This is a genomic window from Xanthomonas sp. F1 (genome assembly GCF_014199855.1).
Genome location: NZ_JACHOK010000006.1, coordinates 58,050 through 74,324, shown reverse-complemented (window position 1 = coordinate 74,324; position 16,275 = coordinate 58,050). Strand labels below are relative to the sequence as shown.

General features: G+C 69.5%; 8 protein-coding genes and 1 pseudogene. 1 reads left to right on the top strand and 8 read right to left on the bottom strand.

What is annotated here, in order from left to right; genetic code table 11:
- Positions 1-156: 156 nt before the first annotated feature.
- The 6 genes and pseudogenes from GGR71_RS21105 to GGR71_RS14095 form a co-directional block, all read right to left on the bottom strand.
- A complete protein-coding gene (locus GGR71_RS21105) occupies positions 157-1,164 on the bottom strand; it encodes a glycoside hydrolase family 43 protein (protein WP_343160793.1) in 1,008 nt (335 codons plus the stop codon).
- Positions 1,159-2,682: pseudogene (locus GGR71_RS21100) on the bottom strand (MFS transporter); the annotation flags it as partial. The pseudogene GGR71_RS21100 and the gene GGR71_RS21105, both read right to left, overlap by 6 nt.
- Complete coding sequence (locus GGR71_RS14110; protein ID WP_237474256.1) at positions 2,648-5,341, bottom strand: glycoside hydrolase family 3 protein; 2,694 nt, start codon at positions 5,339-5,341, stop codon at positions 2,648-2,650. The gene GGR71_RS14110 and the pseudogene GGR71_RS21100, both read right to left, overlap by 35 nt.
- A 2-nt stretch (positions 5,342-5,343) precedes the next feature.
- Complete coding sequence (locus tag GGR71_RS14105) at positions 5,344-7,035, bottom strand: glycoside hydrolase family 43 protein (protein ID WP_160957776.1); 1,692 nt, start codon at positions 7,033-7,035, stop codon at positions 5,344-5,346.
- Positions 7,035-9,014, bottom strand: coding sequence for a sialate O-acetylesterase (locus tag GGR71_RS14100; RefSeq protein ID WP_160957778.1), 1,980 nt, complete (start codon positions 9,012-9,014; stop codon positions 7,035-7,037). Before GGR71_RS14100 ends, GGR71_RS14105 begins: the two co-directional genes overlap by 1 nt.
- On the bottom strand, positions 9,011-11,158 hold the full coding sequence (locus tag GGR71_RS14095) for an alpha-glucuronidase family glycosyl hydrolase (RefSeq protein ID WP_456362626.1): 2,148 nt from the start codon (positions 11,156-11,158) through the stop codon (positions 9,011-9,013). The genes GGR71_RS14100 and GGR71_RS14095 overlap by 4 nt, the downstream gene beginning before the upstream one ends.
- Before the next feature lie 96 nt (positions 11,159-11,254).
- On the opposite strand from GGR71_RS14095, the gene GGR71_RS14090 reads away from it, so the two are divergent.
- Positions 11,255-12,313 (top strand): LacI family DNA-binding transcriptional regulator, encoded by a 1,059-nt coding sequence (locus GGR71_RS14090; protein WP_160957781.1) that lies wholly within the window; start codon positions 11,255-11,257, stop codon positions 12,311-12,313.
- A gap of 14 nt (positions 12,314-12,327) precedes the next feature.
- Here the strand turns inward: GGR71_RS14090 and GGR71_RS14085 are convergent, their stop codons facing one another.
- Positions 12,328-14,880 carry a glycoside hydrolase family 3 N-terminal domain-containing protein gene (locus tag GGR71_RS14085; protein ID WP_160957783.1) on the bottom strand — a complete coding sequence of 851 codons (2,553 nt, stop codon included), beginning with the start codon at positions 14,878-14,880 and terminating at the stop codon, positions 12,328-12,330.
- Positions 14,881-14,902: 22 nt separating this feature from the next.
- Positions 14,903-16,237: a xylose isomerase gene (gene xylA / locus GGR71_RS14080; protein ID WP_160957785.1), complete on the bottom strand. Its 1,335-nt coding sequence runs from the start codon at positions 16,235-16,237 to the stop codon at positions 14,903-14,905.
- Positions 16,238-16,275: the final 38 nt, after the last annotated feature.

The window sequence follows — 16,275 nt, the reverse complement described above, 5'->3', positions numbered from 1 at the left end:
CGAAGTCGCTCCCACAGGGGCTTGCGGCGAGCCCGCCGGGTGCACTGTGGGAGGGACTTCAGTCCCGACGCATTGCGCCATCGGAATGGGCACCACTTCGCACATCGCGGCTGCACGACAGTTGGCTCCCACGGGAGGTCACTGAGCGACAGCCTCTCAGCCGCCATAAGGATCGACAGTCCGGATGCTCCCATCCGCCTCGACATGCAGCGGCGTGCATTTGACCGAGCGCAGATGCGTGACGCCACCGGACAACAGAGCGTCGTGGTAGAACAGGTACCAACGCCCTTGGAACGCGCAGATGGAATGGTGCGTGGTCCAGCCCACCACCGGCTTCAGCAGCACGCCGCGATAGGTGAACGGCCCATACGGGTTGTCGCCGATGGCGTAGCACAGCAGATGCGTGTCGCCGGTGGAGTAGGACAGGTAATACCGACCCTGGTCCTTGTGCAGCCACGGCCCCTCGAAGAAACGGCGCGCGTGATCGTCGGCGCGCAGCGGTTGCCCGTGCTCATCGAGGACCACGATTTCCCGCGTGCGCTCCGCCAGCTGCGTCATGCCCGGATCCAGCCGGGCGATCCGCGGCCCCAGTGCCGGCGCGCTGCCCTCGGGCTCGACATGTGCCGCGTCGTAGCAGTCGTCGCGATACTTTTGCAACTGCCCGCCCCAGATACCGCCAAAGCACAGGTAGTGCGCGCCGTCGTCGTCCTCGAACACGGCGGGGTCGATCGAGTAGGTGCCTGCGATCGGCTCGGGCTCGGCGACGAACGGGCCTTCCGGGCGGTCGGCCACCGCCACGCCGATGCGGAACAGATCCTGCGCATCCTTGGCCGGGAAATACAGGTAATAGCGGCCGTCGCGCGTGGCCGCGTCCGGCGCCCACATCTGCCGGCTGGCCCAGGGCACGTCGCGCACATGCAGGGCGACGCCGCAGTCGGTGGCCGTGCCTTCGGGCGCGTCCATGCGCAGCACGTGGTAGTCCTCCATGCCGAAGTGACCGCCCTCGTCGTCGAACGGTGCGCCGCTGTCGATGTCGTGCGACGGATAGATGTACAGGCGCCCTTCGAACACGTGGGCCGACGGATCGGCGGTATAGATGTGGGTGACCAGCGGTTGCGCGATGGCGTGCGCCGCGAGGTGGCCCAGGTCGCTGAGGTCACTCACGTCGCTTCCCTCCCGGCGTGCCTGCAAGTCGTGTTCGATGCGACGTTCCATGCGCTTGTCGATCCGGTAGAAGCACAGCAGCGCCACCGCGACCAGGAACGGGATGGCGCTATAGACGCTCACGGTCAGGCGGATGCCGTCCACCACGGCCTGCGGCTGCTGTTGCGCACCCGCCTGGTAGCCGTGGTGCGCGAGGATGCCGGCGACCAGCGCGCCGCCGATGCTGAGGCCGATCTTCAGCCCGCACAGCATCGCCGAGAAGATGATGGCGGTGGCACGGCGGTGGTTCTTCCACTCGGAGTAGTCGGCGACGTCGGCGATCATCGCCCACAGCAACGGGATGGTGATGCCGTAGCAGAAGCCGTGCAGCATGAAGGCGCCGAAGGCCACGCCGATCGCCGTGGGCGGAAACACGTAGAACGCCAGCAGGAACACGGTGGAGGCCAGCAACGCGCCGCCGAAGGCATCGCGTTTGCCGAAGCGGTCGGCCAGGCGCCGCGAGAACCCGATGCCCAGGATCATGCACAGGATGCCGCAGGCGTTGAACAGGCTGAATGCCGAAGTCGCCGGGTCCTGCGGCCAAGTGAAGCCGGACAGGCCCCATCCGCTGAGCAGCGCGTTCACCCCGCCGATGAAGCCGTTGAAGCCGGAGGCATCGAGGAAGCCGGCCAGCGCGGCCTCGCTCAGGTAGTACTGGAAGTAGTAGATGTAGGTGCCGCCCTTCAGCGCCAGGTTGACGAAGACCAGCACGGTCAGCGCCAGCATCACCTTCCATGGCCGGTTGTGAAGCAGGTCGGACAGATCCTGCAGCACTCCGGCGCTCTGTTCCTTGGCCGGCACGATGCGCTCACGGGTGGTGGCGAAGGTGATCAGGAAGAACAGCGTGCCCACCACCGCGAACACCGTCATCAGGCGCTCGAAGCCGCGCACGTTGTCGCCGTCGCCCAGGATCAGCACCAGCGGCAACAGCAACACCTGGATGATGAACTGCGCGATCATCACCGCCACGAAGCGGTAGGCCGACAGGCTGTTGCGTTGGGCCATGTTGCCGGTCAGCACCCCGCTGAGCGCGGAGTACGGCAGGTTGTTGGCCGCATAAACCAGCATCAGCAGGCCATAGGTGGTCAGCGCGTACAGCACCTTGCCGCGCGCACCCAGGTCCGGCGTACTGAAGGCGAGCAGCGACAGCACGCCGAACGGAATCGCCGTCCACAGGATCCAGGGCCGGAACTTGCCCCAGCGGCTCGCCGTGCGATCGGCGGCAATGCCGATCAGCGGGGTGAACACGAACGCGCCGAGCAGGCCGATCACGAAGATGATCGTCGCCGCCGTGGCGGCCGGCAATCGGTACACATCGGTGTAGAAGAAGGCCAGGTAGGTGATCAGCGTCTGGAAGATCAGATTCGCCGCCAGGTCGCCCAGGCTGTAGCCCAGCTTCTCCCGTACCGACAGCGTGTGCGCGGCGGTCTCCGCACTGCGGGGCTCAGTCACGGCGCGCCTCCACGCTGAAACGGGCATGCACGCGCGCATCGGCGCTGGAGCCGCCGATCCGTACCTCGTAGCTGCCCGCCGGCACGACGTAGGTGCCGCGCGCATCGTCGTACTGCCGCAGCGCCTGCTGCGCGTCCAGCGCGAACGTCAGGGTCCGCCGCTCGCCAGGGGCCAAGCGAACGCGCTGGAAGCCGCGCAGCGTCTGCTGCGCGTCGCCGGGCGCGGCGGCCACCCGCCGCACGTACAGCTGCGCGACTTCGTCGCCGGCGCGCTTGCCGGTGTTGGCCACCTCCACCTCCACCTTGAGGTGTCCGTCGTCGGCGATGCGCGGCGCATCCAGGCGCAGCTTGCCGTAGTCGAAGCGGGTGTACGACAGCCCGTGGCCGAACGGATACAGCGGGGTGCCGCGGAAGTAGCGGTAGGTGCGGCCTTCCATCGCGTAATCGTCGAATGCCGGCAGCGCCTGATCCGCCCTGTAGAACGTCACCGGCAGGCGCCCCGCGGGATTCACCTCGCCGAACAGCGCCTGGCCCACCGCGGTGCCGCCGCGCTGCCCCGGATACCAGCTCATCAGGATCGCCGACAGATGCGCCTGCGCCCACTCCACCGCCAGCGCCGAGCCGCCGGTCAGCACCATCACCACCGGCTTGCCGGTGACGTGCAGCGCTTCCAGCAGGGCGCGCTGCGGCGCAGGCAGGCGCAGGTCGGTGCGGTCGCCGCCGGCGAAGCCCGGATAGTCCACCTTCATCTCTTCGCCCTCGACGTCGCCGGTCAACCCGCCGACGAACACCACCACGTCCGCGTTGCGGGCGGCATCCAGCGCCTCCTCGAACGGCGGCTTCGCCCCGGGCATGCGCCAACCCAGGCGCACGCCGGCGTCGCGCTCGGCGTCGTAGTACTCCAGCTTCACCGCATAGGCGCGGCCCGCCTGCAGGTCCAGATCCACGCCGTCGGCGCGCATGCGGTCGCTGTCGGTCCAGTGATCCAGCACCAGCTTGCCGTCGACATAGAGGCGGAAGCCGTCGTCGGCGGCCGCCTCGATCCGGTAGCGGCCCGAGACCGGCGGCAGCAGCTGGCCGCTCCAGCGGATGCTGAAATGATCGTTGGGAATGCCCTGCCCCGGGCCCGCTTCGCCGCGGGCCAGCAGGTTATCGGTCGGCGAGCCGCGGTCCCAACGGAAGCCGATCTGGGCGTCGGTGCGGACCAGCGCAGGCGTCCCCGACAGATCGGGCGTGCGGAAGTATTCGCCGCGCAGGCCGCGTTCCGGGGAATCGGCCGAGGGCCGCAGATACGCTGCCTCGATCAGCGGCGTGGCGCCCGGATCGTCTCGCCCTTCGACCAGATCCACGCCGCGCGCATAACGCACCTCGATGCCCTTGGCCGCGTCGCGGATGCCCTGCAGGATGGTGACCGGCGCCGCCGGGGTGCCGAAGTAGTTGCCGAGCAGGGCCATGGTGTCGTCGGCGGTCGGGCCGACCACGGCGATGCGCTTGAGATTGCGCGACAGCGGCAGCACGCCATCGTTCTTCAGCAGCACCAGCGATTCCTGCGCGGCCTGCAGGGCCAGCGCATCGTGCGCGGGCGCCTGGTTCACCGAAGCGGAAATCCGTGCCCAGCGCACGCGCTCGGGCGGGTCGAACATGCCCAGGCGCATGCGCGCGGTGAACAGGCGCGTCACCGCATCGTCGATCTCCGCTTCGTCGATCAGCCCCTGGCGTACCGCCGCCGGCAACGTGGCGTACTCCTGGCCGCACTCCAGTTCGGTGCCGTTCTTGACCGCCAGCGCCGCGGCGGCCTCGCGGCTGGGCGCGAGGTGGTGATGCTTCCAGATATCGACGATGGCCCAGCAGTCCGAGACCACGTAGCCGGTGAAGCCCCAGTCGCGGCGCAGCACGTCGCGCAACAGGAATTGGCTGGCGCTGGCGGACTCGCCGTACACCCGGTTGTAGGCGCCCATCACCGCATCCACCTTGCCCTCCTTCACCAGCGCTTCGAACGCCGGCAGATAGGTGTCGTAGAGATCGCGCTTGCTGGGGCGGGCGTCGAAGTGATGACGGTCGGCCTCCGGGCCGCTGTGCACGGCGAAATGCTTGGCGGTGGCGTCGAGCTTGCGGTACATCGGGTCGTCGCCCTGCAGTCCCTGCACGAAGGCCACGCCAATGCGCGCGGTGAGGTAGGGATCCTCGCCGTAGGTCTCCTGGCCACGGCCCCAGCGCGGGTCGCGGAAGATGTTGATGTTCGGCGACCAGAAGGTCAGCCCCTGGTAGCGCCCGTGCGCGCCTTCGCGGAGGAACTGGTGGTGCTTGGCGCGCGCCTCGTCGCTGATGGTGGTGGCCACCTGCCCCATCAACGGCACGTCGAAGGTGGCGGCCAGCCCGATGGCCTGCGGAAACACGGTGGCCTGCCCGGCCCGCGCCACCCCGTGCAGCGCTTCGTTCCACCAGTCGTAGGCCGGCACGCCCAGGCGTTCGATCGCCGGCGCGGCGTTCTGCATCTGCGCCGCTTTCTCCTCCAGGGTCATCTGCGCGACCAGCGCCGCCGCGCGGGTCTCGAAGCTGGCCGAGGTGTCTTGCCACGGCTGGGTGTCGGCGGCATGGCCGACACCGGCCAGCGTAGCGGCGGCGCACAGGACCAGCGCGCGGACGAGGCGGCCAGGGCGGGCGGAAGGAAGGGAAGACCTGCGCATCATCATTTGCTCCTCGAGGCGCGCTCGTCGCGCGCGAAAGGACCGAGCAGGGCGCCCACGAAGCCGCCCGCACGATCCGTGCTCAACACCGTCCCGTCGACCTCGTCGGCGAGGGTTTGCCAGCCTTGCCCGGTGCCGGCGTCGAAGGCGAACGCATACGTTCCTTCGTCACCGGAGATCTTCAGGCGCAGCGCGCTGGACGCGTCCAGTTCGCGGCTGGCCAGGGTTCTGGTCGCGCCCTTGCCCGCACGCGCTTCGAGGAAGACCACCACGCGATCGCGGCCCGCGCGGCGCACGCCAAGGAAGTACCACCAATCTTCGTTCTGGAACGCCGCGAGCCCTGCTGCCACGCCCGCCGCCGGCTGCGTCAGTGCGGTGCTGGCCTCGAACCGCAGATGCTGCTGGCGACGCCCCAGGAAGGCGGGGTTGCGCAAGGTGTCCAGGTTCTCCGGCAAGGGATGCACGGCCAGACTGCCCGGACGCGTGCGCAGGTCCGCCCAGTCCTGCCTGGGCACGCGCACGCGCAACCAGCCGCGGCCCAGCGTCGGCGTATTGAATTCGTCGCGCTCGATGAAGTTGCCGGTGGACGGCGCCTGCGACGCCTCGCCCTGCATCCACGATGGCGCCTTGACCGCATAGGGAATGGCCTGCCCGGCCGGCAGGATCACCGGCCAGCCGTCGCGCCACTGCACCGGCAGCAGGTAGGTCTCGCGCCCGGTGTTGTAGTGGCGCACGTCGTAGGTGCGGCTGGCCAGGAACACCGCCCACCAGGAACCGTCCGGCCCTTCCACCAGGTCCGCATGCCCGGCGTTGGCGATCGGCAGCGGCCGATCGTCGGGCAGGTCGCGCTGGGTGAGGATGGGATTGCCGGCGTACGGCACATAAGGCCCCCACACGTCGCGGCTGCGCAGCACCACTTGGGAGTGCTGCGGCCCGGTACCGCCTTCGGCATCGGACAGGTAGTACCAGCCTTCGCGTCGATACAGATGCGGCCCCTCGATCCAGATCGGGTTCTTTGCCGGCTCCGCCCCGCCGTCGATCAGCACCTTGCGCGGCCCCACCGGGGTGAAGGTCGCCAGGTCGAGTTGCTGCATCCAGATCGCGCGGTGGCCGTCGTAGCGCGGCGGGCCGGGCGGCTCGTCGTTGTTGAGCAGGTAGACGCGACCGTCGGCGTCGAAGAACAGCGACGGATCGATGCCACCGATGCCCGGCAGCCAGTGCGGGTCCGACCAGGACCCGGCGGGATCGCGCGCGGTGGCGATGAAGTTGCCGCCGCTGTCCACGGCCGTGGTGACCACGTAGAACATCCCGTCGTGGTAGGCGATGGCCGGCGCGAAGATGCCGCGCGACACGCTCAGGCCATCGAAGTCGACCTGCGTCGGGCGGTCGATCACGTTGCCGATCTGTTTCCAGTGCACCAGATCCACGCTCTCGAACACCGGAATGCCGGGGAAGTAGGTGAAGCTGGAATTGACCAGGTAGAACCGCCCGTTCGCGCGGAGGATGCTCGGGTCGGCGTGGAAACCGGCCAGGATCGGGTTGCGGTAATGCCCGGCAGGCAACGGCGCCTCGAAGGCCGCGTCGTGCCCGGCGTAGTCGAACCAGTCGAAGTAGACCGGCGGCGCAGGCGCAGCCCACAGCGGCTGCAGCGCAGCGGACAACAGCAGGAGGACCGAGGCGAGCAGCGGACGCATCAGGGAATCTCCTCGGAAAGTGAGAGTTCGAACGGTCCCGCCGGCGCACCGGCACTGTCGCGCAGTGTGCAGACCGGACCGTCGGCCCAGCAGTAGCGCACGCGCGCGGCGGATGCGGCCTGCGGGCTGCGCAGGACGACGTCGCGTCCGTCCAGCATGGCGTCGGCATAGGTACAGTGCTGCGCCTGCGCATCGCAGAGTTCGAAGCCGATGGGACCGTTCGCCCCGGTCGTGACCAGGCGACCGTCGGCGTCGTCGAACGCGATCCGCACCGCGTCCTGGGTGCGGGCTGCCGTGCGTGGCGTCGGGCCGGACGGCGCCAGCGCGTGTTCGCCGTAGACCACGTGACGGGCCGCCCGCGCCAGGCGCCGCCCCAATTCCTGCTTGTTGGGCGGATGGATGTCGTAGGCATCGCCGATGTCGATGGCTACTGCAAGACCGGAGTGCGGGTCTTCGGCCACAACATGGCGCTGCGCCTCGCGCACCTGCGCCCAGCCGCTCTCTACCGGCGCCTGCGGTGGGCGACCGTAGCCGGCCAGTTGCACCACCAGCAACGGCAGCGCCGCGCCGAACTGCTTGCGCCAGTCATCGCGCAAGCCACGCAGCCGCGTCGCATAGGCGGCGCCCTCGCCAGTATTGGATTCGCCCTGGTACCAGACGATGCCGCGCAGGCCGTCGTTGCCCAGGGGCGCGATCATGCCGTTGTACAGCGTCGACATGCCGGAGGCCGCATGCCACGGCGCCAGCGACGGGGACTGTGGATCGGACGCGACCCGATACTGCCAGGGCGCATCGAGGACGATCCGCGTGCCATCGTCCAGTTGCACGGCATGCGCGCTCGCGGGGCCTGCCAGTCCACCCTCGCCGTAGGTGTCCAGCACATTGACGACCACCGTGTTGATCCCCGCTTTCAACAGGCCGGCCGGCAGCGCATACCGGCGCGGATCGCTCGGCGCGTTCTGGCTGCCCACGGCCACGCCGTTGACCCAGGTCATGTCCGTCTCGTCGACCGGCCCCAGCACGAGCCGTGCGCCCTGCGCCGCCTGCGCGGCGGTCAGGGTGACCTGCGTGCGGTACCAGACCATGCCGTTGTAGTCGGCGAGCGCGGGCACGCCCCAGCGCTCCCAGGCGCCGAGCGTGGCCGGCGCGGCCTGCCACCCGGTGCGGTCGGCGCCGGGCTGCCACGGCGTATCGCCCGGCCTGGCACCGGCGCGCGTGGTCCACCACTGTTGCCAGTGCCGGCCCCAGCGCGCGCTCGCGGCGACGGGGTCGGTGGCATACAGCGCCAGCACGTCCAGCGCGTCGTCCATGCCGCCTTGCGTGCGCAACGCGTCGGCGCTGGTCCAGGCCTCGATCCGCGCGCCGCCCCAGGCCGCCTGGATCAGCCCCATCGGCACCTTGACCGTCTTCTGCAGCTCGCGCGCGAAGTAGAAGCAGGCAGCGGAGAAATTGCGCACCGTGTCCGGCGCCGCGGGTCGCCACGCGACGTCGGCCGCGAACGCGTCCTGGGGCATGACCGCCGCGGCCTTGGGCACGGCGAACAGGCGGATGCTCGGCTGGGCGGCGGCGGTCAGTTCGCTGCTCGCATCCAGCGCGCGCCACACCGGCAACTCCATGTTCGACTGCCCGGAACACAGCCAGACGTCGCCCATCAGCACATCGCGCACGACCTGACGCGCCTGCCCCGCCCGCACCGTCATCTCGTAAGGCCCGCCAGCGGCAGTGGGCTGCAGCGTCGCGTGCCAGCGACCGCCAGCATCGGCGCGTGCGCTGACCGACTGCCGGGCGAAGCTCACCGACACCGTGGCACCCGGCGCGGCGTGGCCCCAGACCGGAATCGGCCGGTCGCGTTGCAGCACGGCGTGATCCTGGAACAGCGGATGCAACAGCGGCAGCGCCGCGTGCTGCGCCATGCAGGGCGTGGCGCTGCACGCCAAGGCCGCCGCCAGCAGCCAGCCCTTCAACGTGGCCGGCTTCATCGTCCATCTCCCGGTGCGGACGGAAACTGCAGCGCCTGGTACCAGGCCAGCGGATGCGGCGGCGGCGCTTCGCCTGCAGGCAACGGCCGTCCGCTCACCGACTGGAAGTAGGCCACGCTGGCATCGCGCCACCACTGCGCTTCGCGCAACTGGATGCGCAGGAAGGCGGCCACCTGCGCATGCCGCTCGGCATCCACCTTGCCGCGCAGGCCGTCCCAGGTGGCCTGCATGGCCTGCACTTGGCGCACGCCCTGCGCATAGCGGCCAACCAGTTCGTCCCACAACGGCCGCCCGGAGGCCATGCGGTGATCCCACGGCACGTGGTGGAACCACAACAGCAGCGGCTCGGGCACCCGCGCGAGGTCGCCATACACGGCCGCGACCTCGGGCGCGTACTGGCCCACCGCGTTGCTGCCGCGGGCGGTGCGGTCGAAGCCGATGCCATCGCGATCGGCGCGGTGGTAGTACACCGACGTCCAGTCCGCGCGCGGGCCGCCGTCCACCCAGGGACCAGGACCATAGTGGTGGCCGCGCGCCATCAGATGATGCAGGCCCAGCGGGGTCATGTAGTTCACCGCGGCCTCGCGCGAGGCCATCATCATGCCGACGATGGGCTGCACCACCTCGGGCGCCGACGAGAACGTCATTGCCGCCCATTCCGCGGCGATGGCGCGGGCGGATTGGTGCGGATTCCAGGCCAAGCGCCCGAAGGCATACCAGTTGGCCTGGTCGAAATGCGAACCGCTCCAGGTACGGTCGTTACCGATGTTGGCGACGCCGGCGATACCGGTCAGGGCATGGCCTTCCAGCGAGCCGTCCACCACGTCCGCCACCGTGGCGCCCGCGCCGCGAGCGTGGGTGTCGGACTGCAGCACTTCCTCGTACAGCGGCCCCAGGTACACCAGGTGCGTGGCGAAGCCGAGATACTCCTTGGTGATCTGGAATTCCAGCATCAGTGGCGTGCGCGGCATCGCGCCGAACAGCGGATGGAAGGGCTCGCGCGGCTGGAAGTCGATGGGCCCGTTCTTGACCTGCACGATCACGTTCGGGCGGAACGCGCCGTCGAGGCCGACGAACTCGCTGTAGGCCTGCATGGCGCGGTCCACCGGCACGTCGTGGGCATAGACGAAGGCCCTCCACATCACCACGCCGCCGTGCGGCGCCAGCGCATCGGCCAGCAGATTGGCGCCGTCGGCATGCGAACGACCATAGTCCTGCGGGCCGGGCTGGCCTTCCGAATTGGCCTTGACCAGGAAGCCACCGAAATCCGGAATGCGCGCGTAGATGTCATCGGCCTTGTCGCGCCACCAGCGCTGCACGGCCGGGTCGCGCGGATCGGCGGTCTTCAATCCCCCCAGCTCGATGGGCGCGCTGAAGCGCGCGCTCAGGTACACGCGGATGCCGTAGGGCCGGAACACGTCCGCCAGCGCCGCTGCCTTGTCGAGGTAGGCCGGCGCCAGGCTCTGCGCGTTGGCGTTGACGTTGTTCAGCACCGTGCCATTGATGCCGACCGAGGCATTGGCGCGCGCGTAGTCGGTGTAGCGCGGGTCGCGCCACTCCGGCAGGCCTTGCCAGTCCCACAACGAACGGCCCGCATAGCCGCGCTCGACATGGCCGTCCAGGTCGTCCCAATGGTCGAGCACGCGCAGTTGGATCCGTGGCGACTCATGCACCTCGAGCGTGTCCAGCGACGCACCGGTCTGCAGCAGCCGCAACAGATGGAACACCCCGTACAGCACACCGATGTCCCGGCGTGCGGCCACCAGCACCGCCGTGTGCCCGTCGATGCGGGCGCGCTTGAGCAGGTACCCCTCCTCGCCCAGCGCCGCGATCTCCTCGCGGAACGGCGCGAGCGCTGGCGACGACTGCGGCGTGCCCAGCACCACGGCGTGATCGCCGGTCGCCGTGGCATGCACCGCCGGCGCGCGCCCCAGCAGGCCGGTGAGGCCACGCATCAGTTCGTCGCGCGCCGCACGCTGCGTCGGCGTCTGCTCCGGGGCGACCACTTCGGCCACGTCCGTCACGTGCGCAGCGCCTTGCGCGGACAGATAGCGCATCCACAGCGCCGCGCCATCCTCCGCGCGCACGTTGCTCACGCAGGCCAGCAGCGCCATGGCGACGCCCGCCATCCAGTGACACCGCATGACATGCGAACGACGCCCAGGCACCGCAAGCAAACCTTGTAAGCTGCAGGCGTGCCCGCGGCGCGGCAGCGTCAGGAAGAACAAAGGGAACGCGATTTGGACAAGCCGAAGAAAGCGGTCCGCCGCAAGACCAGCGGGGTGACGATCGACGAGGTCGCAGCCTTGGCCGGGGTCTCGCCGATGACCGTGTCGCGCGCGATCAACCAGGGCAAGGTGCGCGATGCCACCCGCGAGCGTGTGATGCGTGCGGTGCGCGAACTGGGCTACACGCCCAACCTGGCCGCCAGTTCGCTGGCCGCCGCGCAGCACACGCGCATCGCGCTGATCTACACCAACCCCAGCGGCGCCTACCTGCGCGAACTGCTGGTCGGCCTGCTGCGCGTCGCCTCCAACGCCGCCATCCAGTTGGTCATCCACTACTGGGAAGACCTGGACGCCGACGCCGAGCGCAAGGCCGCGCGCGCCCTGGGCGGCCGCGTGGACGGGGTGATCCTGCCGCCGCCCTTGTGCGAATCGCAGGCGGCGGTGAGCGAACTGGTGAAGGCCGGCATCCCGGTGGTCGCGATCGCCGCCGGACGCCTCAGCGACGCGATCTCCTGTGTGCGCATCGACGATTTCCACGCCGGCAAGGAGATGGCCGAGCATCTGATCCAGCACGGCCACCGACGCATCGGCTTCATCCGCGGGCGCCAGGACCTCAGTGCCAGTGCGCGGCGCTACGAGGGCTTCGTCACCGCCCTGCAGGAGGCCGGGCTGAAGGTCGAAGCCGGCCTGGTCCAGCAGGGCGACTACACCTACCGCTCGGGGTTGGCCGCCGCCGAGCAGCTGCTGTCGCATCGATGGCCACCGACCGCGATCTTCGCCAGCAACGACGACATGGGCGCGGCGGCAATCTCCGTCGCGCACCGGCGCGGCCTGGAAGTGCCGCGCGACCTGTCGGTAGTCGGCTTCGACGACACCTCGGCCGCCACCACCGTGTGGCCGGAACTCACCACCATCCACCAACCGATCGCCTCGATGGCCGATGCCGCCATCGACATCCTGCTGCGCAGCATCCGCCGCAAGCGCGACGACGCGCGCGTGTCCAGCGACCACGTGGTCCCGCACCGGCTGGTAATGCGCGGTTCGGTCGCCGGCCCACCCAAGGGGCGCTAGCGCGGGACGTAGGCTCAGGCGCTGGGGCATGCGACGGTGGTCTCCGCTTCGTTCAACGCGCCGAGCGCGACCCGCGAGACCGAGAGCGTCATCGTGCCCGCCGTGGTCAACGCCCACGGACGATCCAGCTTGCTCAGATCCGCGCCGGCCGCCGCCAGGCACTTGAGCGGCACGCCCACGCGCTTCCATTGGCCGACCGGCAGCGTTGCCAGCGTCGACCCGATCGCCACCCGCGCCGAGCAGCCGCTGCCGCAGCCGACCGCCAGCCACGCCTCGCCCTGCGGTGCGGCGTCCACGCGCAGCGTGGTCACCAGCATCAGGTCGCCGTTGCTCTCGCGCTGCAGGTCCAGCGGCGTATGCGACTGCAGCACGACCACCGCCTCGCGCCCGCCCGACCAGGCGAGGCGGCGGCCATCCTCCTGCGCTAGGTGGTCCACGCCGGTGACCTTGAGCACAGCGCCGTCGAGCGATTCCGGCACGCGGGTGACGGTGACGCCCTGGCCGGTGCTGCCCTCCAGGCGCAGCGCCATGCCCGGGCCGGCCGCGCCGCGGACGAAGAACACCCCGGCCGCACCTTCGTTGCCGGTGAGGCCGGAGACCTCGGGCAACCTGGCCAGATCGCCGTTGTCGGCATAGCGCAGGCCGAAGCCGAAGGCGAACAGCGGGGCGTAGCCCTTCTGCCCGACGTTGTTGGCGTATTGCGTGGCCGTGCGCGGCCAACTGAAACTCAACTTGCCCTTGAAGTCGTGCTGCACGCCGCCCTGCGCAGTGCGTAGCAGCACGTCGGCGATGCCGGCGCCTTCCGAGCCCGGCAGCCACGCCGCCACGAAGGCATCGGCCGCATTGAGTTCGCGGTTGACCCACAGCGGGCGCCCGCTGAGGAACACCGCGACCACCGGAATGCCGTCGGCCTTGAGCCGCTTGAGCAGCGCCAGGTCGGTGTCGTCGCCCGGCTTGTACGCCAGGGTCGGCCGATCGCCCTGGAACTCCGCATAGGGGTTCTCGCCGAACACCACCACGGCCACGTCCGGCTTGGTCGTGTACGTGCCGTCGACCGACAGCACGGCCTCGCCACCTGCGGTCTTGGCCTGCTGCGCGAAACCCTCGTAGATGCTGTCCGCGTTCGGGAAATCCTTGCGGGTGGTGCCGGTGCCCTGCCAGTTCAGCGTCCAGCCGCCGGCCTGCTTGCCGACGTCGTTGGCGCCGTCGCCGGCCACCAGGATGCGTTGCTTCGGCGAGAGCGGCAGCACGCCGCCCTGGTTCTTCAGCAGCACCAGCGACTCGCGCACCGCCTGCCGCGCCACCGCGCGATGCGCCGGTGCGCCGATCAGCGCGAACTGGCCACCGACCGTGCGCGACGATGGCTTGCCCGCCTCGAACAGGCCCAGCCGCATCTTGACCCGCAGGATGCGGCGCACCGCATCGTCCAGACGTTGCGGGGAGATGGTGCCGTTCTTCGCCGCCGCCAGCGTGGTCGTGTAGAAGCCCTTCCAACTGTCCGAGGCCATGGCCATGTCCAGGCCGGCGTTGATGGTGGCCGGGCAATCGATGGGCGTGCAGCCCTTGACCTGTCCGTGGCCGTTCCAGTCGCCGACCACGAAGCCGCCGAAGTGCATGCGCCCCTTCAACGCGTCGGTCAGGTAGGCCTTGTGGCCGTGCATCTTTTCGCCGTTGACGCTGTTGAACGAGGCCATCGCGGTCTGCGCGCCCGCGGCGATGGCCGGGGGGTAGCCGGCGGCATGGATGCGCACCAGGTCGGCCTCATTGATTTTGGTGTCGCCCTGGTCGCGGCCGTCGGTGGTGCCGCCATCGCCCAGGAAGTGCTTGACCGAGGCGATCACATGGCGGCCATCGAGGAAGGCCGGCGTCCCCACCTTGCCCTGCAGCCCCTCGACCATCGCCCCGGCGTAGCTGGCCACCACCTCGGGCGATTCCGAATAGCCCTCGTAGGTGCGTCCCCAGCGGTCGTCCTGCGGCACCGCCACGGTCGGCGCGAAGGTCCACTCCATGCCGGTGGCACGGGTTTCCAGCGCGGTGATTTCGCCGATCCGCCGCAGCAATTCCGGATTGCGCGTCGCGCCCAGGCCAATGTTGTGTGGGAACAGCGTGGCGCCGACGATATTGCTCTGCCCGTGCACGGCATCGATGCCGAACAGCACCGGAATCGCCTTGCCGCCGTGCGCAGTGTCCATCGACGCCGCATAGAACGCATCGGCCAGCGCCAGCCATTCGGCCGGCGCGGCATCGTAGCGGCCGCCGGGATCGGAATTGCCGCCGGCCAGGATCGACCCCAACCGATAGTTGCGCACGTCCTCCGGGGTGAGGCTGCCGATATCGCCCTGCACCAGTTGGCCGACCTTTTCCTCCACCGTCATGGTGGCGATCAGGTTGCTGAGGCGTTTTTCCAGCGCAGGATCCTCGGGCAGCGGCCAGCTCACGTTGGGCCAGGGACTGGCGTCCGCCCGGGCCGGCGCCGCGGCCTGGACGTCGCCTTTGCACACGGCAAGCGCGAGCAGCAGCGCGGCCAGCAGCGCACCGTGGTGGCGTGTGGAATGGGTGTCGGTCACGGCGCTCTCCTTGCCGCCGCGCTCAGCGCAGCAGGTACTGGTTGATCAGGTTCTCGTAGCGCTCCTGGCGGCCACTGATCTGCCGCGGCTCGCCGCCCTTCGCGCCCAGCGCGGCCAGCTCGGCGAGGCCGAGCGCGCCACGCGCGAACTGCGCGCCGGCGCCACTGTCGAAGCTGGCATAGCGCTCCTGGCGCCACTGCTCCCAGGGCGAGTCGTTGAGCAGCGCATGGGCCACTTCCAGCCCGCGGGCGAACGCATCCATGCCGCCGATGTGGGCGATGAACAGATCCTCGAGCTCGGTCGACTCGCGACGCACCTTGGCGTCGAAGTTCAGGCCACCCTCCAGGCCGCCCTGGCGCAGCACCACCAGCATCGCGCCCACGGTGTCGTACAGGTCGGTGGGGAACTGGTCGGTATCCCAGCCGTTCTGCGCGTTGCCGCGGTTGGCATCGATGCTGCCCAGCAGGCCGTGGTCGGCGGCGACCTGCAGGTCGTGTTCGAAGGTGTGGCCGGACAGCGTGGCGTGGTTGGCCTCGATGTTGAGCTTGAAGTCCTTGTCCAGCCCATGCTGCTTCAGGAAGCCCGCCACTGTCGCACTGTCGAAGTCGTACTGGTGCTTCATCGGCTCCATCGGCTTGGGCTCGATCAGGAAGTTGCCCTTCAGGCCGATGCTGCGGCCGTAGTCGCGCGCCATGGTCAGGAAGCGCGCGAAGTGGTCGAGCTCGCGCTGCATCTGCGTGTTCACCAGCGAGGCATAGCCTTCGCGGCCGCCCCAGAACACGTAATGCTCGCCGCCCAGTTCCACCGTCGCCTCCAGCGCCGCCTTCACCTGCACGGCGGCGCGCGCGACCACGGCGAAATCGGGATTGGTCGCCGCACCGTTCATGTAGCGCGGATGCGAGAACAGATTGGCCGTGCCCCACAGCAGCTTCATCCCGGTCGCGTCCTGGCGCGCCTTGGCCAGGCCGACCATGTGCTTGAGGTTCTTCTCGTACTGCGCGGCATCGTCGGCGTCCGGCGCCAGGTCGATGTCGTGGAAGCACCAGTACGGCACGCCGAGCTTGGTGAAGAATTCGAACGCCGCATCCACTTTCGCCTCGGCGCTGGCCAGCGGCGCGCCGACCTCCCACGGGAAGTGACGCGTGCCCGGGCCGAACGGATCCTGCCCGGCGTTGCAGAAGGTGTGCCAGTAGCACACCGCAAAGGGCAGATGCGCCTGCATGGTCTTGCCGCCGACGAGCTTGTTCGCATCGTAGACCTTGAAGGCCAGCGGATTGTCCGAACCGCGGCCTTCGAACGGGATGCGGCCGATGCCGGGGAAATATTCCTTGGCGCCGATGAAGGGCTGGGTGTGCATGGTGCGGGTTCCTGTCGTGGTGGGAGGGAGTGCGAAAC

Bases quoted from the DNA above. Each gene is read 5' to 3' on its own strand.
- GGR71_RS14110 (WP_237474256.1), bottom strand. From the start codon at position 5,341: ATGCGCAGGTCTTCCCTTCCTTCCGCCCGCCCTGGCCGCCTCGTCCGC.
- GGR71_RS14105 (WP_160957776.1), bottom strand. From the start codon at position 7,035: ATGCGTCCGCTGCTCGCCTCGGTCCTCCTGCTGTTGTCCGCTGCGCTG.
- GGR71_RS14100 (WP_160957778.1), bottom strand. From the start codon at position 9,014: ATGAAGCCGGCCACGTTGAAGGGCTGGCTGCTGGCGGCGGCCTTGGCG.
- GGR71_RS14095 (WP_456362626.1), bottom strand. From the start codon at position 11,158: ATGCGGTGTCACTGGATGGCGGGCGTCGCCATGGCGCTGCTGGCCTGC.
- xylA (WP_160957785.1), bottom strand. From the start codon at position 16,237: ATGCACACCCAGCCCTTCATCGGCGCCAAGGAATATTTCCCCGGCATC.